23 protein-coding genes are annotated in these 24,769 nt (G+C 70.8%); 11 read left to right on the forward strand and 12 right to left on the reverse strand.

All coding sequences use genetic code 11. From position 1 onward, the window contains the following. Nucleotides 1–146: 146 nt before the first annotated feature. The 5 genes from ACFC09_RS25670 to ACFC09_RS25690 all read right to left on the reverse strand — a co-directional run bounded on the left by ACFC09_RS25670 (nt 147) and on the right by ACFC09_RS25690 (nt 7,249). Complete coding sequence (locus ACFC09_RS25670; RefSeq protein ID WP_376532409.1) at nt 147–1,145, reverse strand: TerC family protein; 999 nt, start codon at nt 1,143–1,145, stop codon at nt 147–149. A 222-nt stretch (nt 1,146–1,367) separates the two neighbouring features. Beyond that, nucleotides 1,368–3,380, reverse strand: coding sequence for a TerD family protein (locus ACFC09_RS25675; RefSeq protein ID WP_376532411.1), 2,013 nt, complete (start codon nt 3,378–3,380; stop codon nt 1,368–1,370). Nucleotides 3,381–3,434: 54 nt separating this feature from the next. Then, nucleotides 3,435–4,013, reverse strand: coding sequence for a TerD family protein (locus ACFC09_RS25680; RefSeq protein ID WP_376532413.1), 579 nt, complete (start codon nt 4,011–4,013; stop codon nt 3,435–3,437). Between the two features lie 157 nt (nt 4,014–4,170). Continuing rightward, on the reverse strand, nt 4,171–6,318 hold the full coding sequence (gene uvrB / locus ACFC09_RS25685) for an excinuclease ABC subunit UvrB (RefSeq protein ID WP_376532415.1): 2,148 nt from the start codon (nt 6,316–6,318) through the stop codon (nt 4,171–4,173). A 40-nt stretch (nt 6,319–6,358) separates the two neighbouring features. Further along, entirely contained in the window at nt 6,359–7,249 is an 891-nt protein-coding gene (locus tag ACFC09_RS25690) for an MHYT domain-containing protein (RefSeq protein WP_376532417.1), read from the reverse strand. A gap of 314 nt (nt 7,250–7,563) precedes the next feature. On the opposite strand from ACFC09_RS25690, the gene ACFC09_RS25695 reads away from it, so the two are divergent. The 4 genes from ACFC09_RS25695 to ACFC09_RS25710 all read left to right on the forward strand — a co-directional run bounded on the left by ACFC09_RS25695 (nt 7,564) and on the right by ACFC09_RS25710 (nt 11,007). Then, nucleotides 7,564–8,436, forward strand: a complete 873-nt coding sequence (locus ACFC09_RS25695) for a glycerophosphodiester phosphodiesterase (protein ID WP_376532419.1) — start codon at nt 7,564–7,566, stop codon at nt 8,434–8,436. A gap of 84 nt (nt 8,437–8,520) precedes the next feature. After that, nucleotides 8,521–9,075 (forward strand): methylated-DNA--[protein]-cysteine S-methyltransferase, encoded by a 555-nt coding sequence (locus tag ACFC09_RS25700; protein WP_376532421.1) that lies wholly within the window; start codon nt 8,521–8,523, stop codon nt 9,073–9,075. Nucleotides 9,076–9,187: 112 nt separating this feature from the next. Then, nucleotides 9,188–10,096, forward strand: coding sequence for a pseudouridine-5'-phosphate glycosidase (locus ACFC09_RS25705; RefSeq protein ID WP_376532423.1), 909 nt, complete (start codon nt 9,188–9,190; stop codon nt 10,094–10,096). After that, nucleotides 10,093–11,007, forward strand: coding sequence for a carbohydrate kinase family protein (locus ACFC09_RS25710; protein WP_376532425.1), 915 nt, complete (start codon nt 10,093–10,095; stop codon nt 11,005–11,007). The genes ACFC09_RS25705 and ACFC09_RS25710 overlap by 4 nt, the downstream gene beginning before the upstream one ends. A 25-nt stretch (nt 11,008–11,032) precedes the next feature. Here the strand turns inward: ACFC09_RS25710 and ACFC09_RS25715 are convergent, their stop codons facing one another. After that, nucleotides 11,033–11,827, reverse strand: a complete 795-nt coding sequence (locus tag ACFC09_RS25715) for a methyltransferase (RefSeq protein WP_376532428.1) — start codon at nt 11,825–11,827, stop codon at nt 11,033–11,035. Nucleotides 11,828–12,136: 309 nt separating this feature from the next. Here ACFC09_RS25715 and corA point away from each other — a divergent pair, with 309 nt between their 5' ends. Further along, nucleotides 12,137–13,264, forward strand: a complete 1,128-nt coding sequence (gene corA / locus ACFC09_RS25720) for a magnesium/cobalt transporter CorA (RefSeq protein ID WP_376532430.1) — start codon at nt 12,137–12,139, stop codon at nt 13,262–13,264. 39 nt (nt 13,265–13,303) lie between these two features. Here corA and ACFC09_RS25725 read toward each other — a convergent pair whose 3' ends face one another. Beyond that, nucleotides 13,304–13,738 (reverse strand): CBS domain-containing protein, encoded by a 435-nt coding sequence (locus ACFC09_RS25725; RefSeq protein ID WP_376532432.1) that lies wholly within the window; start codon nt 13,736–13,738, stop codon nt 13,304–13,306. Nucleotides 13,739–13,896: 158 nt separating this feature from the next. Further along, the gene (locus tag ACFC09_RS25730) at nt 13,897–14,529 is read right to left on the reverse strand and encodes a uridine kinase (RefSeq protein ID WP_376532434.1); all 633 of its coding nucleotides are present in this window, start codon (nt 14,527–14,529) and stop codon (nt 13,897–13,899) included. Between the two features lie 389 nt (nt 14,530–14,918). Here ACFC09_RS25730 and ACFC09_RS25735 point away from each other — a divergent pair, with 389 nt between their 5' ends. The 3 genes from ACFC09_RS25735 (at nt 14,919) to ACFC09_RS25745 (ending at nt 18,049) form a co-directional block, all read left to right on the forward strand. Then, a complete protein-coding gene (locus tag ACFC09_RS25735) occupies nt 14,919–15,614 on the forward strand; it encodes a DUF2293 domain-containing protein (RefSeq protein ID WP_376532436.1) in 696 nt (231 codons plus the stop codon). A 283-nt stretch (nt 15,615–15,897) separates the two neighbouring features. Continuing rightward, on the forward strand, nt 15,898–16,377 hold the full coding sequence (locus ACFC09_RS25740; protein ID WP_376532438.1) for a DUF1772 domain-containing protein: 480 nt from the start codon (nt 15,898–15,900) through the stop codon (nt 16,375–16,377). Nucleotides 16,378–16,561: 184 nt separating this feature from the next. Next, complete coding sequence (locus ACFC09_RS25745; RefSeq protein ID WP_376532440.1) at nt 16,562–18,049, forward strand: glutamate synthase subunit beta; 1,488 nt, start codon at nt 16,562–16,564, stop codon at nt 18,047–18,049. A 188-nt stretch (nt 18,050–18,237) separates the two neighbouring features. Here the strand turns inward: ACFC09_RS25745 and ACFC09_RS25750 are convergent, their stop codons facing one another. The 3 genes from ACFC09_RS25750 to ACFC09_RS25760 all read right to left on the reverse strand — a co-directional run bounded on the left by ACFC09_RS25750 (nt 18,238) and on the right by ACFC09_RS25760 (nt 20,284). Further along, on the reverse strand, nt 18,238–19,047 hold the full coding sequence (locus ACFC09_RS25750; RefSeq protein WP_376532443.1) for an SAM-dependent methyltransferase: 810 nt from the start codon (nt 19,045–19,047) through the stop codon (nt 18,238–18,240). Nucleotides 19,048–19,148: 101 nt separating this feature from the next. After that, nucleotides 19,149–19,424 carry a DUF397 domain-containing protein gene (locus ACFC09_RS25755; protein WP_376532445.1) on the reverse strand — a complete coding sequence of 92 codons (276 nt, stop codon included), beginning with the start codon at nt 19,422–19,424 and terminating at the stop codon, nt 19,149–19,151. After that, complete coding sequence (locus ACFC09_RS25760; RefSeq protein WP_376532447.1) at nt 19,424–20,284, reverse strand: helix-turn-helix domain-containing protein; 861 nt, start codon at nt 20,282–20,284, stop codon at nt 19,424–19,426. The genes ACFC09_RS25755 and ACFC09_RS25760 overlap by 1 nt, the downstream gene beginning before the upstream one ends. Nucleotides 20,285–20,494: 210 nt before the next feature. On the opposite strand from ACFC09_RS25760, the gene ACFC09_RS25765 reads away from it, so the two are divergent. The 3 genes from ACFC09_RS25765 to ACFC09_RS25775 all read left to right on the forward strand — a co-directional run bounded on the left by ACFC09_RS25765 (nt 20,495) and on the right by ACFC09_RS25775 (nt 23,886). Next, on the forward strand, nt 20,495–21,145 hold the full coding sequence (locus tag ACFC09_RS25765; RefSeq protein ID WP_376532449.1) for an ATP-binding protein: 651 nt from the start codon (nt 20,495–20,497) through the stop codon (nt 21,143–21,145). 128 nt (nt 21,146–21,273) lie between these two features. Beyond that, nucleotides 21,274–21,705 (forward strand): hypothetical protein, encoded by a 432-nt coding sequence (locus ACFC09_RS25770; RefSeq protein WP_376532451.1) that lies wholly within the window; start codon nt 21,274–21,276, stop codon nt 21,703–21,705. A gap of 312 nt (nt 21,706–22,017) precedes the next feature. Next, nucleotides 22,018–23,886, forward strand: coding sequence for an ABC transporter ATP-binding protein (locus ACFC09_RS25775; protein WP_376532537.1), 1,869 nt, complete (start codon nt 22,018–22,020; stop codon nt 23,884–23,886). A gap of 161 nt (nt 23,887–24,047) precedes the next feature. On the opposite strand, the gene ACFC09_RS25780 is transcribed toward ACFC09_RS25775, so the two are convergent. Beyond that, complete coding sequence (locus ACFC09_RS25780) at nt 24,048–24,692, reverse strand: DUF899 domain-containing protein (protein ID WP_376532452.1); 645 nt, start codon at nt 24,690–24,692, stop codon at nt 24,048–24,050. Nucleotides 24,693–24,769 lie beyond the last annotated feature (77 nt).

Here is a 24,769-nt window from a genome sequence, read left to right on the forward strand (position 1 = left end):
GCCTGAACCTGTCCGGTCTCCCGTGGGCGGGCAGGGAGCCTCACCAGCGGGCGCGGCTCCGGAGGCGGGCGGTGGGCGTGACGCGCCGCCCACCGCCTCCGGTTCTTTCCGCCTTCATCGCGGTCGGACGTCGGCCTTCACACCGGTCATGCGTCGATGCTGTTCTTCGATCCTTCGCCGGGCGATTTCGCCGCCGCGGGCGCCGACTGCCTCCTGGTTGCCATCAGGCTGGTGATCGTGGTGACGATCAGGACACCGCAGATCACGGCGAGCGAGACCGGAATGCTGATCTCCGGGACGTGCACCCCGGACTCGTGCAGGGCGTGCAGCACCAGCTTGACGCCGATGAAACCAAGGATGGCGGACAGGCCGTAGGAGAGGTGGACCAGCTTCTTCAGCAGCCCGCCGATGAGGAAGTACAGCTGACGGAGCCCCATCAGGGCGAAGGCGTTGGCGGCGAAGACGATGTACGGATCCTGCGTCAGACCGAAGATCGCGGGGATGGAGTCCAGCGCGAACAGCACGTCGGTCGTACCGATCGCGAGCATCACGACGAGCATCGGCGTCATGACACGCTTGCCGTTCTGCTGGATCCACAGCTTGGTGCCGTGGTAACGGTCGGCCACGCCGAACCTGCGCTCGACTGCTTTGAGCAGCTTGTTCTCCTCGTACTCCTCCTCTTCCTCCCCCGACATGGCCTCCTGGATCAGTTTCCAGGCGGTCCAGATCAGGAAGGCACCGAAGAGGAAGAAGACCCAGGAGAAGCTCGCGATGATCGCGGCCCCGGCCGCGATGAAGACGGCCCGCAGGACCAGGGCTATGAGGACACCGACGAGCAGTACCCGCTGCTGGTACTGCGAGGGCACCGCGAACTTCGCCATGATCAGGACGAAGACGAAGAGGTTGTCGACGCTCAGCGACTTCTCGGTGATGAAGCCCGCGAAGAACTCGCCGGCCGGCTGTCCGCCGGCGAAGACGAGCAGGCCGAGCCCGAAGAGTCCGGCCAGGGCGATCCAGACCACCGTCCAGATGCCCGCTTCCTTGATCGACACGTCGTGGGGTTTGCGGCCGATGAAGAAGTCGACCGAGATCAGGGCGGCGAGCCCCGCGATGGTCAGGACCCACAGGGCCACGGATACATCCACTGCGCCTCCGATACGTGAACGGCAAAGAGTCAGCGTGGTCGCTGTCGGAGGTCTCTTCCACCCGGGTTGGGCCGACGCCCCGGGATCTGGTCCGATCCGTATTGACGGGTACGCCGCAGCAGACAGGGAGTACTCCCCTCCGTACGGAAAACAGTACCCCAATCACCAAGTAAAGGTAAAGCGATTGGCAAAAGATTGATCAAATCGCCTGGTCAGAGGGCTTTACTTGATCTTGGTTCGGGCGATGGCCACCTGGGTGAGCACATGGTCGAGCACTTGACTGCCGGGCGGGACGAGCGACGGCTCATACGTCCAGGCATGACCGACCCACGGGTCGGCGAGGTGGTCGTCGGGCACCGGCGTGAGTCGCATCAGCGAACGCCACAGCGGATCCAGCAAAGGACCGTAGGCGGTGGCGTCCTGACGGTCCGCGACCATCAGCAGGTGGACGCCGACCGACGGACCCTCATCGGCGAGGTAGCGCAACGCGGTGACGGCCCGGTCGTCGAATCCGTGCGGGAAGTCGTTGACGATCAGCAGGTGCTGGGCGGCGTCGAGGCCCGGCGGCAGCGCATCGGCAGCGCCCCCGCGCAGCGCCATCTGCACCAGATCGACGCGCTGGGCGAGTTGACCCAGGACCTTGGTCACGCCCGCCGCACCGGCGGCGGGCGGATCGGCCGGCACACCGGCCCGAACCAGCGGTGCGAGAGTCCGGGCCGCCGAACCCGCCGGATCGATCACGTGGACGGCGACCTCGCCCGCGGGATGCGCGGCGAGCATCCGGGCCGCGACCGCCACCGCCGTCTCCATCGCCCGCTGCCGCAGCTCGGTGGCGTCCAGGAACAAGCCCTCCCCCGACGCGGCCCCGCTGTCGATCCACACGCCCCGCTCCAGGGGCAGGCGAACCAGCAACGGTATGCGCAGCGCCGGGCTCTCCGGCAGATGGAGGTCGCCCAGCCGCAGGGCCATCGGGGACTCCGTGGGTACCCGGTAGCCGTGCCAGACGGGGTTGTCCCAACGGGCGTACGCCGGCGGAAGCGCGGGTTCGACGACCTCGGCCTCGGCGGTGAGCTGGACCAGGTCACGGTCGAGGGCCGCCGCGGCCTGGTCGACGAGCTGAGCACGCTTGGCACGGGCCGCCTCCCGCGCGGCATCACCGGCCGAGCCGAGTCTGCTGCGCGGGTCGGAGAGGATCTGGTCCAGCTCCTTCTCCATGCGGGAGTCCGCGAAGTCGACCGCGCTGCGATAGGCGGCCGTCGTCCGGGCCAGGTCCTCGAACATGCCCCAGACCTGGTTGTACAGCCGTTCCTCCAGGGACCAGCCGGCCGCGTCGCCGGCGATCGCTGGTGCGGGCGAGCCCGGCGGAACGGGCGGCGCCAGCGGTGGAGGCGGGGGTGGCGTCGCGTGTCTGCGGTTCGGGTGGGTGTAGTCGATCGGACCGCCGCCGTCCGCAGGTGGCTGCGCCGCGCCCGTCGTGCCGCCCTCGCGCGGGTACTCCCCCGGGCCGCCCGGCGCCGGGCGGGCGCTCGGTGCCTCGTACGGATGGGCGGGTCGCGGCGCGGCCGGTCCGGTGGCGGCCCTGGACGCGGAGCCCGGCTGGTCGGTGCCGGCCGCGGGCGCCGATGCCCGGCGGGCGCGGTCGCCGGCCGCCGGGCGCGGCGGCGGTGCCGCGACCGACCGGGCCGAACCCCGGGCCACCGCCTCCAGGATGCCGCCCGCCAGTTCGTCGGCCCGGGGCACGCCCAGATCGGTGAAGAGTGCGGCGAGGCCGCCCGCGTACCCCTGTCCGACGGCGCGCACCTTCCAGGCGCCCTGTCTGCGGTACAGCTCCAGCGCGACGACGGCGGACTCGGCACCCAAGCCGGTCAGGGTGTAACGGGCGATCTCCGTGCCGTCGAGACCGGTGACCGCCGCTCTCGGGGCGGCCACACCGCCGAAGCGCAGCGGCCCGCCCGCGCCGGACGGCAGGGCGAGCAGCAAACTGACCCGGTGCACGGCCTCGGGGAGGGCCGCCAGGTCCACGGCGAGCCGGTGGTCGGCGGCAGCCTGACGGGACACCTCGATACCCGGCAGCGTGGGTGCGCCGGGGTGGGCGACGCCCCCGTCGCCGTGTGCCCGGCCGTCCACGTCACCGAGCACGGCGCCCACCATGACCGGTACCCCGGCCGAGACCCGGATCTCCAGCCGGGCCCGGGACAGCGGGTGATTCTGCCCCCGCACCAGTTCGGCCATCATCGCCTTCCCCCTGTGTCCTGGTGTCGTACGCCGCTCTCCGCTGCCGCGGCCGTCCTACAGATGCGTCTGGATCGTCGGCATCAGGTCCTGGAAGGTACGGCCGTTGGCCGGGGTGCCGAGGGCGGTCATCGTCCAGCCCCCGCCGGAACGGTGCACCTTGGCCATGATCTGCGCGGTGTAGGCGCCGCCGCCGGCCAGCGTGTAGCGGGCGAGTTCCTGGCCGTTGGTCTCGTCGACCAGGCGGCAGAACGCGTTCTGCACTTCTTGGAAGGTCTGCCCCGTGAAGGAGTTCACCGTGAAGACGATCTGATCGATGTGGACGGGCACCCGCTGCAGGTCGACGAGGATCGACTCGTCGTCGCCACCCTGGCCGGCACCGCCGACGAGGTTGTCTCCGGTGTGCCGCACCGAACCGTCGTCGCTGACCAGGTGGCGGAAGAAGACGACGTCGACGGGCTCCTGGCCGGCGAACAGCACGGCGGAGGCGTCCAGGTCGATCTCCCGGGTGCGCGAACCGAACAGGCCACGCCGCGGGGCCGCCTGCCAGCCGAGTCCCATCCGCACCGCCGCGAGGGTGCCCCCGTCCTTCTTCTCCAGGCTGATGGCCTGTCCCTTGCTCAAGTTGACGGTCACGGCTGTTTCCCCTCTCGGCGTTCCCCTGCTGCCGCGGTATCCGCGGTTGACCAGAACCCTATGCAGCGCCACTGACAGTGCCGAACCCCGGTCCGCGCTTTGTGTCGGTGTTGCAACACTCTGCGCCCATACCGGGGTTCGGGACCCGTCTCGACGCTCAGGCCAGCCCCGCCTCCCGCATCTGGCGCAGTTCCTTCTTCATCTCGGAGACCTCGTCACGCAGCCGCGCCGCGATCTCGAACTGCAGGTCCGCGGCGGCGGCCCGCATACGCTCCGTCATCTCCTCGATCTGCTCGGCGAGTTCGGCGGCGGGACGGTCCGTCGGCACCGTCTCCTTGGCCTTGCCCTTGGCGGACTTGGCGGACTTGGCACCCTTGGCCGCCTTGTCGCCGAGCGAGGGGACCGGGGCCTTGGCACCTCTGCCGTCCTTCGTCTTGCGGTAGCCGGTGCCGAGCAGCTGCTCGGTGTCGACCTCTTCCCGGGCGATCTGCGCGACGATGTCGTTGATCTTCTTGCGCAGCGGCTGCGGGTCGATGCCGTTGGCCGTGTTGTAGGCGACCTGCTTCTCCCGGCGCCTGTTGGTCTCGTCGATGGCCCGCTCCATCGCCGGGGTGACCTTGTCCGCGTACATATGGACCTGGCCGGAGACATTGCGTGCCGCGCGGCCGATGGTCTGGATCAGCGACGTTCCGGAGCGAAGGAAGCCCTCCTTGTCGGCGTCGAGGATCGCCACGAGGGACACCTCGGGCAGGTCGAGCCCTTCACGCAGCAGGTTGATGCCGACCAGGACGTCGAACTCGCCGGAGCGCAGCTCACGCAGCAGTTCGACGCGGCGCAGGGTGTCGACGTCACTGTGCAGGTAGCGGACCTGGATGCCGAGTTCCAGGAAGTAGTCCGTGAGGTCCTCGGCCATCTTCTTGGTGAGCGTGGTGACCAGGACGCGTTCGTCCTTCTCGGTGCGCCGGCGGATCTCGTGCACCAGGTCGTCGATCTGGCCCTCGGTGGGCTTGACGACGACCTCCGGGTCGATGAGGCCGGTGGGGCGGATGATCTGCTCGACGACGCCGTCGGCTCGCGACAGCTCGTACTTGCCCGGGGTGGCGGACAGGTAGACGGTCTGGTCGATCCGCTCCTGGAACTCCTCCCACTTCAGGGGCCGGTTGTCAAGGGCGGACGGCAGCCGGAAGCCGTGGTCGACGAGGGTGCGCTTGCGGGACGCGTCGCCCTCGTACATGGCACCGATCTGCGGGACGGTGTTGTGCGACTCGTCGATGACGAGGAGGAAGTCGTCCGGGAAGTAGTCGAGCAGGGTGTTGGGCGGCGAGCCGGGCAGGCGGCCGTCGAAGTGCATCGAGTAGTTCTCCACACCGGAGCAGCTGCCGATCTGGCGGAGCATCTCGATGTCGTACCCGGTGCGCATCCGCAGGCGCTGGGCTTCCAGGAGCTTGCCCTGCTTCTCCAGCTCGGCGAGGCGCTCGGCCAGTTCCTTCTCGATGCCGTTGATGGCCCGCTCCATGCGCTCGGGCCCCGCGATGTAGTGGGACGCCGGGAAGACGTACAGCTGCTCGTCGTCGCTGATGATCTCGCCGGTGAGGGGGTGGAGCGTGGACAGTGCCTCGATCTCGTCGCCGAACATCTCGATGCGGACGGCGAGCTCCTCGTACACCGGGAAGATCTCGATGGTGTCGCCGCGGACGCGGAAGGTACCGCGGGTGAACGCCAGGTCGTTGCGCGTGTACTGGATGTCCACGAAGCGGCGCAGCAGCTCGTCGCGGTCGATCTCGTCGCCCACCTTGAGGGGGACCATCCGGTCCACGTACTCCTGGGGCGTACCGAGGCCGTAGATGCAGGAGACCGAGGCGACCACGACGACGTCGCGGCGGGTGAGCAGCGAGTTGGTGGCGGAGTGCCGCAGGCGCTCCACCTCCTCGTTGATCGAGGAGTCCTTCTCGATGTAGGTGTCCGACTGCGGGACATATGCCTCGGGCTGGTAGTAGTCGTAGTACGAGACGAAGTACTCGACCGCGTTGTTCGGGAGCAGCTCGCGGAACTCGTTGGCCAACTGCGCGGCCAGCGTCTTGTTCGGCGCCATCACCAGCGTGGGGCGCTGGAGCTGCTCGATCATCCACGCCGTGGTGGCCGACTTGCCGGTGCCGGTCGCACCCAGCAGGACGACGTCCTTCTCACCTGCCTCGATGCGCTTGGCCAGCTCGGCGATGGCCGTCGGCTGGTCGCCGCTGGGCCGGTAGGGGCTGACGACCTCGAAGGGCGCCACCGTGCGTTCGATGTGGGAAACGGGCCGCATGTCATCCACCGTACGACCCCGCACTGACAACGGGCTCCGCTCACCGGTTCTGCGGGGTGCGTGAGCCGTGGTGGTGCGCTGAGTGGGCCCCCTGGCCGATCCGCGGCGGAGGGGCCGTGACCTCCGGGCGGCGGCGCGGGTGCGGGGCGACGGCGGCGGCCGGGATGCCGGGTTTGCGCTCCTGCGGGGCCTGGACGGGCCTGCCCGCGATCATCAGCGGGTCGAAGATCACGACGGCGCCGGCGAGGACGAGGAAGACGAGGGGGCCGATCAGCATGGGCGCGAGCGTGGCGGCGGGCGAGGAGTCGCCGGTGGCGGCCGCGGTGCCGTGCAGATGGACCGTGAGGGCGGCCATTCCGGTGTAGTGCATGCCGCTGACCGCGAGCCCCATGACGAGGCTCGCGCCCACGCTCCACAGGAAACCGCGGATCTGTCCCGCCGCCCACAGCGCGGCCGTGGCGGCCACGACCGCTATCACCACGGAGGCGACGACGGTGAAGGTGTTGTACGTCAGTCTTCCGTCCAGGCGTATGCCCGCCATGCCGAGGTAGTGCATCGAGGCGACGCCCAAACCGGTGATCGTTCCGCCGGTGAACAGTGCCGTTCCGGTGGCCCCGCGGTAGCCGACGATGAAGATGCCGACGCCCACCATGACGATGGCGATGCCGAGGCTCGCGAAGGTGATCGGGATGTCGAAGCCGACCGGCGCCTCCGCCACGGTGAACCCCATCATGGCGACGAAGTGCATGGTCCAGATGCCGGAGCCGATGGCGGCCGAGCCCAGGGCGAGCCAGGCGGGCCGCCTGGAGTGCGACACCAGCAGGGACCTGGCGGTGCAGCGCAGTCCGAGGGCGGCACCGAGGCAGGCCATCACGAAGCCCACCAACGGGGTGACGGCCCCGTAACTGAATTCCTCGACCGTGCCCTGCATGCCCGGCTGCCCTCCCGCCCTCTTGAGTCCCGGAATACCCGAACCGTGCCCCCGTCCCAGGACCGCGCGGGCGGTCAGGGTTTCGCAGAGAGTATGACCCCCATCGGAACGGTCGAACGATTTTCCGGCAAAGAAACACGCCCTTGCCCCACTTGTGCGGCATCAGTGAGCGCCCGCGGGCAACTCCGTTCAAACTGTGCTCATCCCGTACCCCGCCACCGCCTACTCTGTGCTGTCTGTCCGATGCTTTCCGTACTCGGAACCGTTCGTGGTCATCCGTATTCACCCGACTTCGCAGGACGTGAGGAGTACGCATGCGCGTGCGCGCGATTGCCGCCACGACCACCGCGCTTCTGGCGGCCGCCGCCCTGGTCACCCTCGCCCTCGGCGCACGGGCCGGCGGCGTCGGCGGGCAGGTCACGGTCGTCGCCCACCGAGGAGCCTCCGCCTACGCGCCGGAGAACACCCTGCCCGCCGTCGACGAGGCGGCCCGAAGGGGCTTCACCTGGGTCGAGAACGACGTGCAGCGGACCAAGGACGGCGAACTGGTCGTCCTCCACGACGACAGCCTGACGCGGACCACGAACGCCGAGGAGGTGTTCCCCGGCCGGGCCCCCTGGAAGGTGAAGGACTTCACCGCGGCCGAGATCGCCCGCCTGGACGCGGGCAGCTGGTTCAAACCCGCGTACGCGGGCACGCGCGTGCCGACGCTCAAGGAGTACATGCGCCGGGTCGAGCACGACCACGAGAAGCTGCTCCTGGAGATCAAGAGCCCCGAGCTGTACCCGGGGATCGAACGGGAGACCGTCAAACTCCTCGGCAACGAGGGCTGGCTCGACCCATGGCACGCCGGCCGGCTCGTCGTGCAGAGCTTCAGCGCCGGCAGCCTGCGGATCGTCCACGACCTGAGGCCGGGTCTCACGACGGGTTACCTGGGTGCGCCACCGGTGGCCGAGTTGCCCGCGTACGCGGGCTTCACGGACCTGATCAACCCCGCCTACGGATCGGTTTCCAGCGACTACGTCGCCGCTGTGCACGCCTGCGACGGGCCGCACGGCAGGCCGCTGGGGGTGTTCACCTGGACCGTGAACGACGCTCCGACCGCGCGGAAGGCCGCCTCCTACGGCGTCGACGGCATCATCACCAACGAACCCGACCTGGTGCGGGAGGCGCTGAGCGCGCTCTGAGCCCGGGTTCTGAGCCCCTCGCCACGGAGCGGCCCGGCGGGCCGGCGACATGGCGTTGTCAGTGGCGGGCCCTACGGTTGGCGCATGGACAGCCATGGGCAGTACGAGCAGCGGGTCGTGTGGGCCGTCGTGGCCACCGACATCGGTCCGTTGCTGCTGGCGGCGACCCCCGACGGCCTGGTCAACGTCGTCTTCCACGCCACTGACACCGTGCGTGACCGGGCCCTGGAGCGGCTCGCGACCCGGTTGGGCGGCGAGCCCGTCGAGGATCCCGGCTCGCCGCTGCTGGCCGAGGCGATACGCCAGGTCGATGACTACTTCGCCGGGAAGCGGCACGATTTCCGGTTGCCGCTGGACTGGTCGCTGATCTCCGGGTTCAACCGGCAGGTGCTGCGCGAGCTGACATCCGGCGTCCCCTACGGCACGGTCGTCGGGTACGGCGACCTGGCCGGGCGGGTCGGTCAGCCGGGCGCGGCGCAGGCGGTGGGCGTGGCCATGGGCTCGAATCCGCTGCCCGTCGTCGTGCCCTGTCACCGTGTCGTGGAGAGCGACGGTGGCATCGGCGGCTTCGGGGGCGGGCTGGAGGCGAAGCGGAAGCTGCTCGCGCTGGAGGGTGTGCTGCCCGAACCCCTGTTCTGAAGGTTCCGGGGCGGTTCCCGGCCGTGGTTCGTGGTTCCTGGGCCGGCATGCGTTTGTCCCGGGACGCGGATCGCCAGGTATGAGGGAGGACCGAGCGGCAGGAGGCGGACGCGTGGTGTTGGTGGTGTCACGGGAAGTGCAGGAGGCGATCGACGCGCGTCGCGCCGTGGTGGCCCTGGAGTCCACGATCATCGCGCACGGGTTGCCGCGTCCGCGCAATCTGCGGGTGGCCCAGGAGCTGGAGGAGGCGGTCCGGCGGGAGGGAGCGGTGCCCGCGACCATCGCCGTGCTGGACGGGCGGCCGTATGTGGGCCTGGACAAGGAGCAGTTGGAGCGCGTCGCGAACGAGGAGGGCATCCGCAAGCTGGGCCATCGCGACCTGCCGCTCGCCGTGGCGGCCGGGGCGAGCGGGGCGACCACGGTGTCGGCGACCGCGCTGCTGGCGGCCCTGGCCGGCGTCCGGGTGTTCGCGACGGGCGGGCTCGGCGGCGTGCACCGGCAGTGGACGGTGACGCAGGACGAGTCCGCGGACCTGGGTCTGCTGGCGCGGACGCGGATCACCGTGGTGTGCGCAGGGGTGAAGTCGATCCTGGACGTTCCGGCCACCTTGCAGCGTCTGGAGACGCTGGGGGTCGCGGTCGCCGGGTACGGCACGGACCGTTTCCCCGGTTTCTACCTGTCCGATTCCGGACATCCCGTCGACTGGACGCTGCACAGCCCGCAAGAGGTGGCTCGGGTCATGCGGGCCCAGGACTCGTTGGACGGGCCGGAGTCGGCGTTGATCGTCGCGAACCCCGTGCCCGAGGAGGAGCAGCTGGATCCCGCCCTGCACGCGCGGGTGCTCGCCGAGGCGCTGCGCGCGTGCGAGGCGGAGGGGATCGCAGGCCAGGCGGTCACGCCGTTCCTGCTGGACTACCTGGTCCGGCACACCGACGGTGCGTCGTTGAGCGCCAACCTGGCGGCCGTCCGTGGCAATGTGCGGCTCGCCGCGCGGATCGCCGCGGCTTGGGCCCGGGGGTGAGCGCCGGCCGGGCGGGAGCGCTGCTGGTCGTCGGTGACGTCGTCACCGACGTCGTCGCACGGCACCGGGGACCGCTCGCACCCGGCACCGACACGGCGGCCCTGATTCGTACGATGCCCGGCGGCGCGGGCGCCAACGTGGCCTGCTGGGCCGCCGACGCGGGCTGCCCCGACGTGCGGCTGCTGGGCCGGGTGGGGGCGGACACCGCGGAGTGGCATGCGCGGGAGCTGCTGGCTGCCGGAGTGCGCCCGCGGCTCGTGCTCGACGCGGAGGCGGCGACCGCGACGGTGATCTGCCTGGTGGACATGGACGCCGCGGCCGAACGCACCTTCCTGACGGACAGCGGTGCGTCGCTGCGGCTCGAACCCGCGGACTGGTCGGACGCGCTGCTCGACGGGGTCGCCCGGCTTCATCTGTCCGGTTATCTGCTGTTCTCGGAACCGAGCCGGGCGCTGGCGGCGGCGGCGCTGCGGGCGGCACGCGCGCGGAGCGTACCGGTGAGCCTCGACCCGGCGTCGACGGGATTCCTCCGGGCCCTGGGGACGGAACGTTTCCTGGCGTTCGCCGAAGGGCTGGAGGTTCTGCTGCCCAGCCGGGACGAGGCGTGCCTGCTGACCGGACTGTCTGATCCGGCGGACGCCGCCGCCGCGCTGAGCCGCTTCGTTCCGCTGGTGGTCGCCAAGCTGGGCGCCGACGGGGCGCTGCTGGCCCGGTCCGGCGGTGTCCTCGGCCGCGTACCCGCCGTACCCGCGACGCCCCGGGACACGACGGGCGCGGGCGACGCGTTCACGGGCGCCTTCCTGGCCGCTCTCGCCGCGGGCGCGGGCGTGGAGGAGGCTGCGGCGCAGGGATGCCGGGCCGGCGCCCGGGCGGTGGAGCTGGTGGGCGGCCGGCCACCGGCACGGAAATGACCGCGCGCAGGCGACGGACCGCGGCTCACGCCTTGCGGCCCCATGCCGAGATCATCGGCGCCGTCGCCAGATCCATGCCGCCGTCGGCGACGTTGGCGAGGTGCTGATCGATGTCCTCGTCGGTGGCGAGTCCCGCGGTGACGAGCCGGTCCCGGATCTGCCGCACGGTGGCGGACTCCAGGGCCGCGCAGGCGGGCGAAGTGAGCGGGAAGTACGCGTCGGCCTGCACCTCGTGCAGTCCGGCCTCGCGCAGCAGGCGTGGCAGCCTGCGGCCGTAGGCCAGATCGGCGCCGCGCTCGGCGAGCAGGCTGCGGAAACCCTTCCGCAGCCGGTTGGCCAGCTGCTGCTCGGGGCCGGACTCGTCGGGGCAGATGAGTGGCTGGAGGGCCGGATCGGCGTCCTCGATCAGAAGCCGGCCGCCGGGCCGCAGTGCCTGGATCATCGAGCGCAGCGCCCGCTCCCGGTCCGGGACGTGGACGAGGACCAGCCGGGCGTGCACCAGGTCGAAGCCGTCTCCGGGCGGCTCCTCCGCGCCGACGTCGTGGACGCGCACCTCGACCGGCGCGCGGGAGACCTCGGTGAGCAGCGAGGTGTCGATGTCGGTCGCGAGGACCGTGCCTGTCGGGCCGACTTTCTTGGCCAGCCAGGACACCACGGAGGTACCGCCGGCGCCGACCTCCCAGCAGCGCCAGCCGGCTCCCAGCCCGAAACCGGACAGGTGCCGGAAGGTGGTGGGGTCGAAGAGGGTGGCGAAGGCGTCGAAGCGCTGCTCCGCCTCGGTCTGCTGGTTGTCGAGGAGATACCCGTCGGATCGCGTCATGCCGCGATCATCCCAGTTGTGCCGCCTGCCGGGGACGGCCGACGCTCCGGCGCTGCGAGTCGGCCGAGGCGGGTGGGGCGGGCATGGCGGCCGTGACGGGCGGGCAGGTGGCCGTGGCGAACACGCGGCCGTGACGGGCGGGGCGAGCGGAACGGCTGTTTCACAGCCGGGAGACGACTTGTCCACAGCCGGGAACCAAACGGAACAGTTCGTTCCCACAGGCTTGCCCGCGCATTGCGCCGGGCTGGCAGACTCTCTGACCAAGACGCGGCAGCACGGCACGAGAAGTTCCACGCAGGGGGGATCCACATGTCCATGGCAGGGAATCTGCGCAAGGTCAAGGACCTGAGCAGGGTCGGCGGTCTGCGCAAGGTGGCGCGGCTGGCCCGGCGCCGCCCACGCGTCGACCTCAGCCATCCCGCCCGCTCGCCCCTGGGCTCCTCTGTGGTCAACTGCGTGACGTACCGGGACGGCATCCGGATCCCTGGCTGCGGCGACCTGGTGGACACCGTGGAGCGGGTGCGCAAGAACGGGGACGGGTTCGTCTGGCTCGGGCTGCACGAGCCGACGGACGACGAGTTCGCGGGCATCGCCGAGTTGTTCGACCTGCACCCACTGGCGGTCGAGGACGCGGTGGAGGCCCATCAGCGCCCGAAGCTGGAGCGGTACGGCGAGACGCTGTTCGCGGTGTTCAAGACGGTCTGCTATGTGGAGCACGAGAAGCTGACGGCGACCAGCGAGGTCGTGGACACCGGCGAGATCATGGTGTTCCTCGGCCAGGACTTCGTGATCACGGTCCGGCACGGCCGGCACGGCTCGCTGGGGCCGCTGCGTGAGGAACTGGAGTCGGAGCCGCGACAGCTGGCCAAGGGCCCGGCGACGGTACTCCACGCGATCGCGGACCACGTGGTGGACGAGTATCTGAACGTCACCGACGCCGTGCAGTCCGACATCGACCAGGTCGAGACGGATGTGTTCACGGAGAACGGGGCGCGGGCCGACCCCGGGCGGATCTACCAGCTCAAGCGTGAACTCCTGGAACTGAAGCGGGCGGTGGTACCGCTGGCCCGCCCGGTCGAGGACCTCGCCACCCGCCCGATCCGGGTGGTCGACCCGGAGATACAGGCGTACTTCAGGGATGTCCTCGACCACTTGATACGGGCCAAGGAACAGATCGCCTCTTTCGACGAACTGCTCAACTCGATCCTGCAGGCCCATCTGGCTCAGGTGACCGTCGCGCAGAACTCGGACATGCGGAAGATCACGGCCTGGGCGGCCATCATCGCCGTACCGACGATGGTGTGCGGCGTCTACGGCATGAACTTCAAGCACATGCCGGAACTGGAGTGGCGATATGGCTATCCGCTGGTCATCGGAGTGATATCGATCGCCTGTCTGGCGTTGTACCGCGGGTTCAGGCGCAACGGCTGGCTGTGACCCGCCCGGCGACGGGCACAGCGACGGGCATCGGGGGCGTCAGTGGAGGGACGGCGAGGTCCGGGCGTAGACGCTCTCGGTGAAGGCGGCGATCTGGTCGTCCTCCAGGTGCTCGGCGAGATCGGCCTCGCTGATCATGCCGACGAGGCGCTTGTTCTCGATGACGGGCAGGCGACGGATCTGGTGCTGCCGCATCTCCTGGAGCACCTCGGTGACGTCGGCGCTCGCCTCGATCCAGCGGGGCGTGCCGTGGGCCAGCTGCCCTGCGGTGACCTTGGCGGGGTCATGCCCCATGGCCACGCAGCCGACCACGATGTCACGGTCGGTGAGGATGCCGCAGAGCCGATCGTTCTCGTCGCTGATGGGCAGCGCTCCTACGTTCAGTTCGCGCATCAACTGGGCGGCGCGGTCGAGGGTCTCGTGGGCGGGTATCCACTGGGCGCCACGGTGCATGATGTCTCCGGCAGTGGTCATGGTGCACCTCCCGGTACCGGATGGGCCGGCGCGGCGCGGGCAACACCGCTGTGTCCCGGCGCACTCATTGTCCCGCGCGCGGCCAGGTGTGCGCACCCGCAGGCGGCGGGGACCATCGGGCGCCGCGCATGCCGTGGACGCGGCGGAGGAAAGCGGGATCAGCCGTTCCAGGCGGGGCGCCGGGGGTCGTCGGCGCGTACCAGGACGTCGGCCGTCGCGGCGGGGTCGGTTTCGTCCGCATACCGGTCGAAGGCGGGCAGCGTCCAGTGGTCCGTCTCGGAGGTACGGCGGCTCAGGGCGGCCGGAGAGAGGAGAAGGTGAACGGTCAGGTCGAAAGGAAACCAGTGCCGCAGGAGGAGGGGGCCGTGGAGCAACAGTATTCCGCCGGGCTGGAGTTGGACGTAGGGGCTACGGGTCGCCCGGTCGGTCGCGGGGTCCCACAGGTCGGGCAGGACACGGCCGTCGCCGCCGGGTTCGAGCGGCCCGAAGACCTCACGCCAGAGTGCCGCGGTGTCGAACCAGCCGCTGTAGTACGACTCCACGTCCCGGCGGCCGTGCTCCAGCCGGAGCGAGGCCGGACGCAGAAACCCTTCCGTGCCCACGACGAGCGAGGGACGCCCACGCACCCGCAGCGCCTGCGCGACCCGCTCCGCGAGGTCGCCCGGGTGAGCGGCCGGGGCGCCGTCGAAGGCGACACGGGGCCAGGAGCCGCCGTCCGCGGGCCGCATGTCGAGCAGCCGCTCCGCCAGCAGCTCGCCGAGCCGGTCCCAAGTGATCGCTTCGAGTCGCACGGCCCCATGATGCCGCGCGGCAGCGTGCGCACTGACGCGGGGCCGTCCAGAGCAGGACCGGCGGCCCGGCGCTCCAGGGCCGATCCGCCGACCGGGCACGGCGAGGCAGACCGGGGCCGACCGAGGCCAGTGCACCCGCGCCAGTGGGGTCCGCTTCGGCCCGCCTCCAACGGGGCGGCCGACGCCGCAACACGTCCGTCGTCCGGCGTCGGCGCCCGCTGTATCCGGTGCTTCCATCGAGTCGCGGCATCACCCGCTGCGGCGGTACGCCGACGGGATCGAGGCCCCCGTGCGACACCGCACACAGCTGTCGATGTTCGACCTCCGCCCGACCGCGGGCCGGCAGCGGCAGACGGGAGAACGGGGGTCCCGCGGGGAAGGAACGAGGTATGGCGCGCTTCGCAACCGATCTGTCGCACAACGGACTTGTCGTGATCCAACCGCTGCGGCGGAAGCAGTGCGGCGCATGCCGTCGGGGGCCGTTGTCACTGCTCGTGTTCGAGGACGGGGTGCCGCACTGCCTCGACTGTGCCGACCTGGGCCATCTGATGTTCCTGACGCGCGGCGACACGGCACTGACGCGCAGATCGAGGGAGGAGAGCGGGCTGTCGGCGGTGGTGGTGCGGTTCAACCGGCGCAGGAGCCGGTACGAGCGGCAGGGCGTTCTGGTCGAGGAAGCGGCTCTCGCCCGGGCGGAGCAGCGGTGCCTGGCCGACGCTCAGGCGCGGCGGCGCCGCCGGGCACGGGACGCACGGCGTCGGGCGGACCAGGACGCACGGTTCGCCGAGGAGTTCACGGCAAAGATCCGGCGGTTGTTTCCCGGGTGCCCGGCAGACCGGGCGGAGGCGATCGCCGCGCACGCGTCGGTGCGGGGCAGCGGCCGGGTGGGGCGCAGCGCGGCGGGGCGGGCGTTGTCCGAGGGGGCCGTGGTGTCGGCGGTCGTGGCGGCCGTGCGGCATCTGGACACGCCGTACGACCGGCTGCTGATGAGCGGCGTGCCCCGGTATGAGGCACGACGGCGGATCACGCCCGCCGTGGAGACGGTGCTGTTCGGGTGGCGGGAGGCAGCGGCGGACGTGGGGTGAGGCCAACCCCGGACCAGGCCCGCAGACCGCGTCGACGAACCGGACCGGCGGACGGGACCCACAGACCGGACTCGCAGACGGGACCCACAGACCGACGGGCGGACGGGACCCGTCGACGGACCGGCGGACGGAGCCTGACGCTCGCGAGGGTGCCGGCAAGGCCCCACGTGTCCGGTAGTGATCGCGATTCGGTCATCGGGCGATGATCGCGGTTCTGTCGGGGGAAGGCACAGAGTGACGAGAGCACCGGGTGAGCCCGGTTCAAGGGGGGAGCGTTGTGTACATGATCGATGGACCGTACTTCGTACTGATCGTGGCGGGGGTGCTGGGCACCGGGGTGGTGGCCGGGGTGTTCTGCGGGTTCTCGACGTTCGTCATGCGCGGGTTGGCCGCGCTGCCGCCCGCGCAGGGGGTCGCCGCGATGAACGCGATCAACGTGTCCGCGGTGACCCCTGCCTTCATGCTGGTGTTCGCGGGGACCGCGGTGCTGTGCGCGATGATCGCCGTGGTGACGTTCGTGCTGTGGCCGGACGAGGGCAAGGTGGAGCTGCTGCTGGGCAGCGCGCTGTTCCTGTTCGGTTCGTTCGGGCTGACCCTGGTCGCCAACGTGCCCCGCAACGACGCCCTGGCCAGAGTGGAGCCAGGCACTCCGGAGGCCGCCGCCTACTGGCCGACGTACGTACGCGAATGGACCATGTGGAACCACGTCCGTACGGTCGCCTCGGCGGCCGCCGCGGTGGTGTATCTGCTGGCGCTGAGCTGAGCGTCGCGTGGTGGGTTCCCAGCAGGTCAGAGAGCCGGAGGCGGTCGGGGCGGAGGGCGGCTCCCGGTCCCGGGAAAGGCGCTGTCGACGGCTCTGCGCGGGGGGCCGGGGAGACGTATCGTGGCCGGAGGAACGCCACCCTACGACGCATGGCCCGTCGTACGCGCAGGCAAGGAAGACGACCATGGCCGATCCCAAGGGTTTCATGACCACGCCGCGCGAGGAGTGGCCACGTCGGCCCGTCGAGGAGCGGGTCCGGGACTGGGCCGAGGTGTATGTCCCGGGGGCGCTGTTGCCCATCATCAGCAGGCAGGCCGACCGGTGCATGGACTGTGGCATACCGTTCTGCCACGACGCCTGTCCACTGGGGAACCTCATACCCGAGTGGAACGACCTGGTGTCGCGCGAGGACTGGCGGGCGGCCGGGGACCGGCTGCACGCCACGAACAACTTCCCGGAGTTCACAGGGCGGTTGTGCCCGGCGCCGTGCGAGGCGGGATGTGTGCTCGCGATCAACCAGCCGGCGGTGACCATCAAGAACGTCGAGTGCGCCATCGCCGACCGGGCCTGGGAGGAGGGCTTCGCACCGCCCCGGCCGCCGGACCGGCTGTCCGGTCGGACGGTCGCGGTGATCGGGTCGGGGCCGACGGGGCTCGCCGCGGCACAGCAGCTGACCCGGGCCGGGCACACGGTCGCCGTGTACGAACGGGACGACCGGGTCGGCGGGCTGCTGCGGTACGGCATCCCTTCCTTCAAGATGGAGAAGCGGCATCTGGAGCGGCGGCTGGAGCAGATGCGGGCCGAGGGGACCAGGTTCCGTACGTCCACGACGGTCGGGCGGGACGTCGGGGCGGACGAGTTGCGGGCGCGGTACGACGCGGTGGTGGTCGCCACGGGGGCCACGGCGTGGCGGGAACTGTCGGTGCCGGGGCGGGAGCTGGCGGGGATCCATCAGGCGATGGAGTACCTCCCGTTGTCCAACCGGGTGGGCGAGGGTGACCTGGCGGTCTCGCCGCTGTCCGGGGCGGGGAAGCACGTCGTCATCGTGGGCGGCGGCGACACCGGCGCGGACTGTCTGGGCACCGCGGTGCGGGACGGCGCCGCGTCCGTGACCCAGCTGGACATCTATGCCCAGCCGGACGCCGAGCGGGACGAGGACGCCGAGCCCTGGCCGACGTATCCGAAGATCTACCGGCTGTCGGCCGCGCACGAGGAGGCGCGCGATCTGGTGACGGCACCGGCGGCGGACGCGGACGCGCGGCTGTTCGCCGCATCGACGTTGCACTTCATCGGGGACGACAGCGGGCATGTGCGGGCGCTGCATCTGATGGAGGTGGACACGGCACGTCGGGTGCGGCCGGGTACCGGGCGGACGTTGCCGGCCGACCTCGTGCTGCTCGCTCTCGGCTTCTCCGGGCCCGATCGGACGGACGGGCTCGTCGATCAGCTGGGGGTGGCGATGGCACCGCGGGGGACGATCGCACGGGATGCCGGTTTCGCCACCAATGTCCCTGGCGTGTTCGCCGCGGGGGACGCCGCGCGCGGGCAGTCGCTGATCGTGTGGGCCATCGCGGAGGGGCGGGCGGTCGCGGCGGCCGTCGACCGGTATCTGACGGGGAGTTCGCAACTCCCGGCTCCGATATCGGCGTACGACCGGCCGATGACCGTGTGAGGTCAGGTCCGAGGCCCTGCCGACCACCGCGTCCCGGTCGGAACGCGCGGCCCGGCGGTCCGGCAAGCCAGGGTGGTTGCCGGACCGCCGCCGATGCGGCCGTTCAGTCAGAGCTCGGCAGAGTTCGTGCAGGCTTCCTCAGAACTCGTCGAAAAGTGCCGGAGCTTGTCGGTGGTCGCCGGTGGTGGTCAGGGCTTGCGCCCCACCGCCCCGTACCCGGGGATGACGCCGTCGTCCTGACCGGCGACCGGTTCACCCAGTTCGGGGTGCCACTTGTGGACGATCTCGACCCCGGGTTCGACCAGGTCCAGGCCGTCGAAGAAGGCGCTGAACTCCTCGCGGGAGCGCAGCGCGAGTGTCACGCCCGCCCCCTTGAGCTTCGCGGTGGCGGCCGCCGACTCCTCCGGGGTGAAGTCGGCGGTGGCGTGGGTCATCATCAGGTAGCTGCCGGACGGGAGTTCCGACAGCAGCCGGCCGACCAGTTCGTGCGCGCCGTCCTCGTCGGAGACGAAGTGCAGCAGCGCGACGAGCGACAGCGCGACGGGACGGTCGAGGTCCAGGATCCGCCTGGCCCCTTCGATGATGGCGGCCGGATCGCGCACGTCGGCCTGGAGGTACTCGGTGACGCCGTCCGGCGTGCTGCGCAGCAGGGCCGCCGCGTGGGCCAGCACGATCGGGTCGTTGTCGCAGTAGACGACGCGGGCGTCGGGCGCGATCTCCTGGGCGACCTGGTGCAGGTTCGGCTCGGTGGGTATGCCGGTGCCGATGTCCAGGAACTGCCGTACACCCTGCCGGGCCAGCCAGCGGGTGGCCCGGTGCATGAACGCGCGGTTGACCCGGGCCATCACCGGCACCCGGGGTTCGAGTGCCAGCATCTGCCGGCCCATCTCCTCGTCGACGGGGTAGTTGTCCTTACCCCCGAGGTACCAGTCGTACATGCGCGCGGGGTGTGGCCTGCTGGTGTCGATCTCGGTGGCCGTGCGGTCCTGCCCGGTCATACGGCACTCCATAAGTGTCTGACGCGGTGAATGATCAAGTCCGTACCAAGTCTGTGCCAATAGGGGGGAAGTCGAGTCAGATAAAAATCAACGAGCCGAGTTCAGGACAGCAGGAAGTCCGCCTCACCTGCCTTCGCACCCTCGATGAAGGCGGTCATCTCGTCCGAGGTGTAGATCAGCGCCGGCCCGTCCGGGTCGGTCGACTGACGGACGGCGATCCGGCCGTCGGCGAGCTTCATGGCTTCCAGACAGTTGCCTCCGTTGCCGCCGCTCCACGGCTTGTGCCAGCCCTCGCTGCCCAGCTCGCGCGCGGGCATGCCGTTGTAGATCCGCTGCCCGTAGAGCAACGACTTGGGCTGGGGCTTGATACGTTCCATTACAACTCCTTGCGAAGATCCCTGAGGATCTCCTTGGTGCGATGTGCCGTGGCGGCCTGCGCCGCCATGCGGTCCATGACCTCAAGGTGGGTCGCCACCTCCGAGCGCGCGTCCAGGTAGACGGCGCCGGTCAGGTACTCGCTGTAAACCATGTCCGGCAATTCCGACACGGCGAATCGGAACAGCACGAAAGGCCCGAATGTGCCCGGATGGGGGCCGTTGGCATGCGGGGCGATCTGGAGAGTCACGTTGGGCAGTTCGGCGGCCTCAAGCAGCTTGTCGATCTGCGCGCGCATCACCTCGGGACCACCGACCGGGCGGACCAGCGCGGTTTCGTCCATCACCGCCCAGAAACGGGGCGCGTCGGTACGGGTGAGCAGGTCCTGGCGTCGCATCCGCAGTGCGACGTGGCCTTCGATGTCCTCGGGCTGGGCCTGCCCTATGGCTCCGGCCACCAGGACGCCGCGCGCGTAGTCCTCGGTCTGCAGCAGGCCGGGCACGAAGTGCGGCTCGTACGAGCGGATCAGGCTGGCCGCGCCTTCGAGGCTGACATGCATCGAGAACCAGCCCGGCAGGATGTCGTGGAACCGCTGCCACCAGCCGGGCTTGTTGGCCTCCTCGGCCAGCAGCACGAACTGCTCGGCCTCGCCGTCGGTGACCCCGTACGCCTTCAGCAGGAACTGGAGGTAGGGGATCTTGAAGGCGACTTCGGCCATCTCCATACGACGGACGGTGGCGGGGGCCACCCGGAGAATGTGAGCGGCCTCCTCGCGCTTGAGACCAGCGCGTTCCCGCAGGTCCAGCAGGCGCCGGCCGAGAACCACCTGGCCCACGGTCGGCGCGGACCGCGGTTCGCTCACGTTCCACCTCCACGTCTGCACACGCATGAATCCGGACAGCCCTGCGGCGCCATTCGAAGAAGCGATCGGTGTTCCACTGAATCGCCGATGATCCGAACTGGCGCCGCCGGCCGTGCTGTTGCGAGCAGTGTGCCACGGCCCTCGACCGAGTCATACAGCACTCTGCAATTTTCATAGTGACACTTGCCAAGTGTTCACAGCGGGGCGATAGTGGCAAGCGTGATTCCGTCCGTGCCCTTAGGAGCAGAGGCCGCCGCAGACCGACCGGGTCTCAGCGCCGACGCCGGAGCAGCCGCAGGTCAGGCCGCTGCCGAGCGCCGGTTCCGGTTCGAGCTTGCCGCACATCCGGGCTCCCCCGCCCAGGCGAGACGCCTGACACGGGACCGGCTGTCCGGCTGGTCGGTGCGCGCGGACACCTGCGACACCGCAGTCCTGGTGATATCCGAGCTGGTCACCAACGCGATCGTGCACACGGCAAGCCGGCGGGTGGTCTGCGAGCTGCACGACCACGACGACGTGCTGCGCATAGCGGTGCGTGACGAGGGCTGCGCGCCCGGTACGCCCCATCCGTCCTCGCAGCGGTCGGAGGAGGAGCACGGGAGGGGACTGCTTCTCGTCGGCGCCATGTGCCGGGCCTGGGGCGCCCAGGAGCACGGGCCGGGCCTGCTGGTCTGGGCCGAGCTGCCGCGCCAGGCCGACACCGCCCCCGACGCGGACGATCCGCGCAACGACCTGGGCTGGGGCGCCCGCCCGCAACCGGGCACCGCCCGTGGTCCCGGCGAGGAGGAGCGGGTGCGCAAGCAGTACCACAGGACGTCCGAGCCGGAGACACGGCAGTCTGTGAGGCGCGAATGGCGGTGAGCGGTGTCCCCCAACCCGGTCAGGTACGCGGTCTGTCCGGTCAGACGTACGGCATGTCCGGTCAAGTGAGCAGCTCGTCCAGTCAAGTGAACGGCTCATCCGGTCACGGAGGCGGCCAGTCCGGTCCGGTGCGCGGCCAACCCGGTCCGGTACGCGGCCTCGACACCCTCGTGCGCCTGCAACGTGAGCAGCGTTCGCCGGGTACCGCCGGTGCCCTCGGACCGCTCGTGCTGCCCGAGGGCATGACGACCCCCCTGGGCTGCGACGCGGTCGCGGTGCCCGCCCGGTTCGGGCCGCTCGTCGTCCCGCGGCTGCCGCGGCTGGGCTGCGTGTACGCCGACGGGTCGCACTGGTGGTGGATCGTGCCGTCGGACTCCGACTACGCGCTGGTCTGGCCGGCCCCCGTGCACTATGCGCCGGGCGCGCGCCTCCCCTCCACCACCCGCCTCATCCACCGGCCGGACGACACCGTCCCGTACACCCCGCCGATCCCGCTCTACCTGGCCCTGTGCCGGGTCACGGGAACCACCCCGGACTGGTCCCGCCGGCTCAGCGCGTAGCCGTCGGCGGCACGGCCCGCTCGGCGTGCGGCCGCCGGTCGGGCCCCGGATCCGGACGCAGGCCGCCACGATCCGCCGGACGCGCGCCCGCCCCGGCCCGCCGAGACCGCGGCCACGGTGTGCCCGCGGCAGCGTACGCCCGCGTGCTCCCTGTCTCCCTGTTCGCGCTCTGCCCGGCGGCGGACGGTCCCGCGATAGTGGCCGTCCGTCCATGTCCGGGGGAGGTCGGTGGTGGGAAAGACGCGCGATCGGATCACACCGGAGGTGTCCGATTCGGAGCGGCTGCTGTTCGGCGGGCCGCTGCGCTACGACATGGGATGGAACCAGCACCGGGACGCCTTCCTGGAACTGGACTTCCGGGCGATGGTGACCCGGCTGCCCGGAATGCTGGCGTCCAGTTTCCGGCTGGCCAGGCGGGCCGACCCGCGCGCCGCGCGGACGGTGCTCGCCGCCGAGACGGGCCGGGGCGCGGCCCAGGCGGTCAGCCTGCTGGCCGTCAACAGCGTGCTGGGACAGCTGATCGGCACGGGCCCGATCGAGGAACGGCTGCGCGGCGCCCTGCCGGCCCTGATCGCCATGGCGGCGGTGACGCTGGTGGCCGCACTGCTGCGGGCCGCGTCGACGTACGCGACCGGCCGCCTGGAACCCAAGGTGGAACGGGTGGCGACCGAGCTGTACCTGGAGCGGGCGGCGGCCGTGGAACTGTCCGCCATCGAGGACCACGCCTTCCACAAACTGCTGGACACCGCGCAGTACGGCGCCCAGTCCGCCCGCCGCATGATCATGTACGGGACGCGGGTGGTGAACGCGGCGATCTCGCTGGTCGCCGCGGCCGGCGTGCTGACCGTGCTGCACCCGGCACTGCTGCCGCTGCTGATCACCATGACCCTGCCCAGCGCGTGGGGCGCGCTGACCAACGCCCGGCGCCGCTACGAGTCCTTCCACACCTGGGTGCAGCACGCCCGTGCCGGACATCTGATCGCCAATCTGCTCACCGAGCCGGAGGCCGCCCCCGAGATCCGTGTGCACGGCGTCGGCCCGTTCCTGCTGCGGCACTTCAGGGACATGTCGGAGACCGCGGAGGCGGAACAGGAGCGGCTGGCCCGGCTGGCGGCCCGCACCGGCCTGATCGCGGCGGCCTGGACGGGCCTCGCGACGGTGGCGACGTACGCGACGCTGGGCGGGCTGCTGCTGACCGGCGCGATGGCGCTGTCCGTGGCGGGCACGGCGGTGATCGCGATCCGCACGGGCTCCGCGAGCCTCGACACCCTCGTCCTGGAGATCAACCAACTGCACGAGGAAGCCCTGTTCGTCGGCGATCTGCAACGGTTGTACGTCGAGGCCGCCGAGCGGGCGATCCCGGTCGGCGGCCGGCCGCTGCCCGAGGACCCGAAGGAGGTCCGGTTCGAGAACGTCACGTTCAGCTACCCCGGCGACGCCGCCCGGCCCGCGCTCGACGACGTCACGCTCGCCCTGCCGCTCGGCAGGATCGTGGCACTGGTCGGCGAGAACGGCTCCGGCAAGACGACACTGGTCAAGCTGCTCGCGGGCCTGTACAAGCCGGACAAGGGCCAGATCCTGTGGGACGGCGTGGACGCGGCGACCGCCGACCGGCACGACCTGGCCGAGCGGATCGCGATGGTGGCGCAGGACTTCAAGCGGTGGCCGTTCACAGCCCGGGTCAATGTGGCCGTCGGGCGTTCCTCGGCGCCCCTGACCGAGGAACGGCTCGCCGCCTCGGTCGCCGAGGCGGGCGCGGAGGAGGTGGTCGCGGATCTGCCGCACGGCCTGGACACGCTGCTGGCCCGGAACTTCAGCGGCGGGCACGAACTGTCCGGCGGTCAGTGGCAGCGGCTCGGCATCGCCCGCGCGGCATACCGGCGCGGACGCATCCTGATCGTGGACGAACCGACGGCCGCCCTGGACGCACGCGCCGAACTGGAGGTCTTCGAGAAGATCCGGGCACTGGCGGGCAGCGGCCAGACCGTCGTCCTGATCACCCACCGGCTGGCGTCGGTGCGCCACGCCGACCTGGTGCACGTCCTCGAACACGGCCGGCTCGTGGAGTCCGGCACCCCGGACGAACTGCTCGCCCTCGGCGGGGTCTACGCCGAGTTGTACGGACTCCAGGCGGAGCAGTTCACCACGAAGCTGCCCACGCCCACCGTCCCGGGTCAGTAGCCCGCCGTCCGCGGACCCAAGTCAGCGGCCCGGTGACCTGGCCCGGTGACCTGCGCCGGTGACCTGGGCCGGTGACCCACGGTCCTGTCCGAGGTCAGCAGCCCGCTCGCCTGTCCCGGGTCAGCAGCCCACGTCCCAGGTCGGTGGCCCGCCGTCCCGGGTCAGTAGTCGTACTCGTCGTGATAGCGGACGCGGTCACTGCCCTCGGGCGTGCGGCCGAGCGCCGTCAGGTCCAGCAGGCTGGGGACGGAGCCCAGCCCGTCCAGCCCGTCCTCGTACGCCGAGTAGGTGTGGAAGACCCGGTCGTACTCCCGCAGGAAGCAGCTGATCCCCGGCCGTTCGACGAGCCGGCCCTCCTGCTCCAGGGTCACCTCGAAATCACGGTTGAAGTCGTTGTCGTACGACGAGAGCCAGGGCAGCGTCCAGCCCATCCGCGCCTTGAACGGCAGGATCCGGGTGAACGGTGCCCGGGACACGGCCGCGAACGACGTCCTGCGCGCGTGGAGGTGCGCCAGGTGTCCGACCTGGTCGAGGAACGCCGAGCAGTTGGGGCAGCCCGCATCCCATTCGGGCGCGAACATGAAGTGGTACACGATGAGCTGGAGCCGTCCCTCGAAGAGGTCGAGCAGCGTCGCCTTGCCGTCGCCGCCCTCGAAGACGTACTCCGAGTCGATCTCGACCACGGGCAGCGCGCGCCGCTCCGCGTTGAGCACGTCACGCGCGCGGGTGACCGCCTCCTCCTTGGCGAGCAGATCCGCCCGCGCCGCGCGCCACTGCTCACGCGAGACGACCTCCGGTAACCGCATGGACCCCTCCTGTACGACGGCCACGACGCTGCGTTTCCAGTGGTGACCGACGGGCGGGGCGGAACTCATCGCCGCGT

It is taken from the genome of Streptomyces sp. NPDC056161 (assembly GCF_042268025.1).
Classification (GTDB): Bacteria; Actinomycetota; Actinomycetes; order Streptomycetales; family Streptomycetaceae; genus Streptomyces.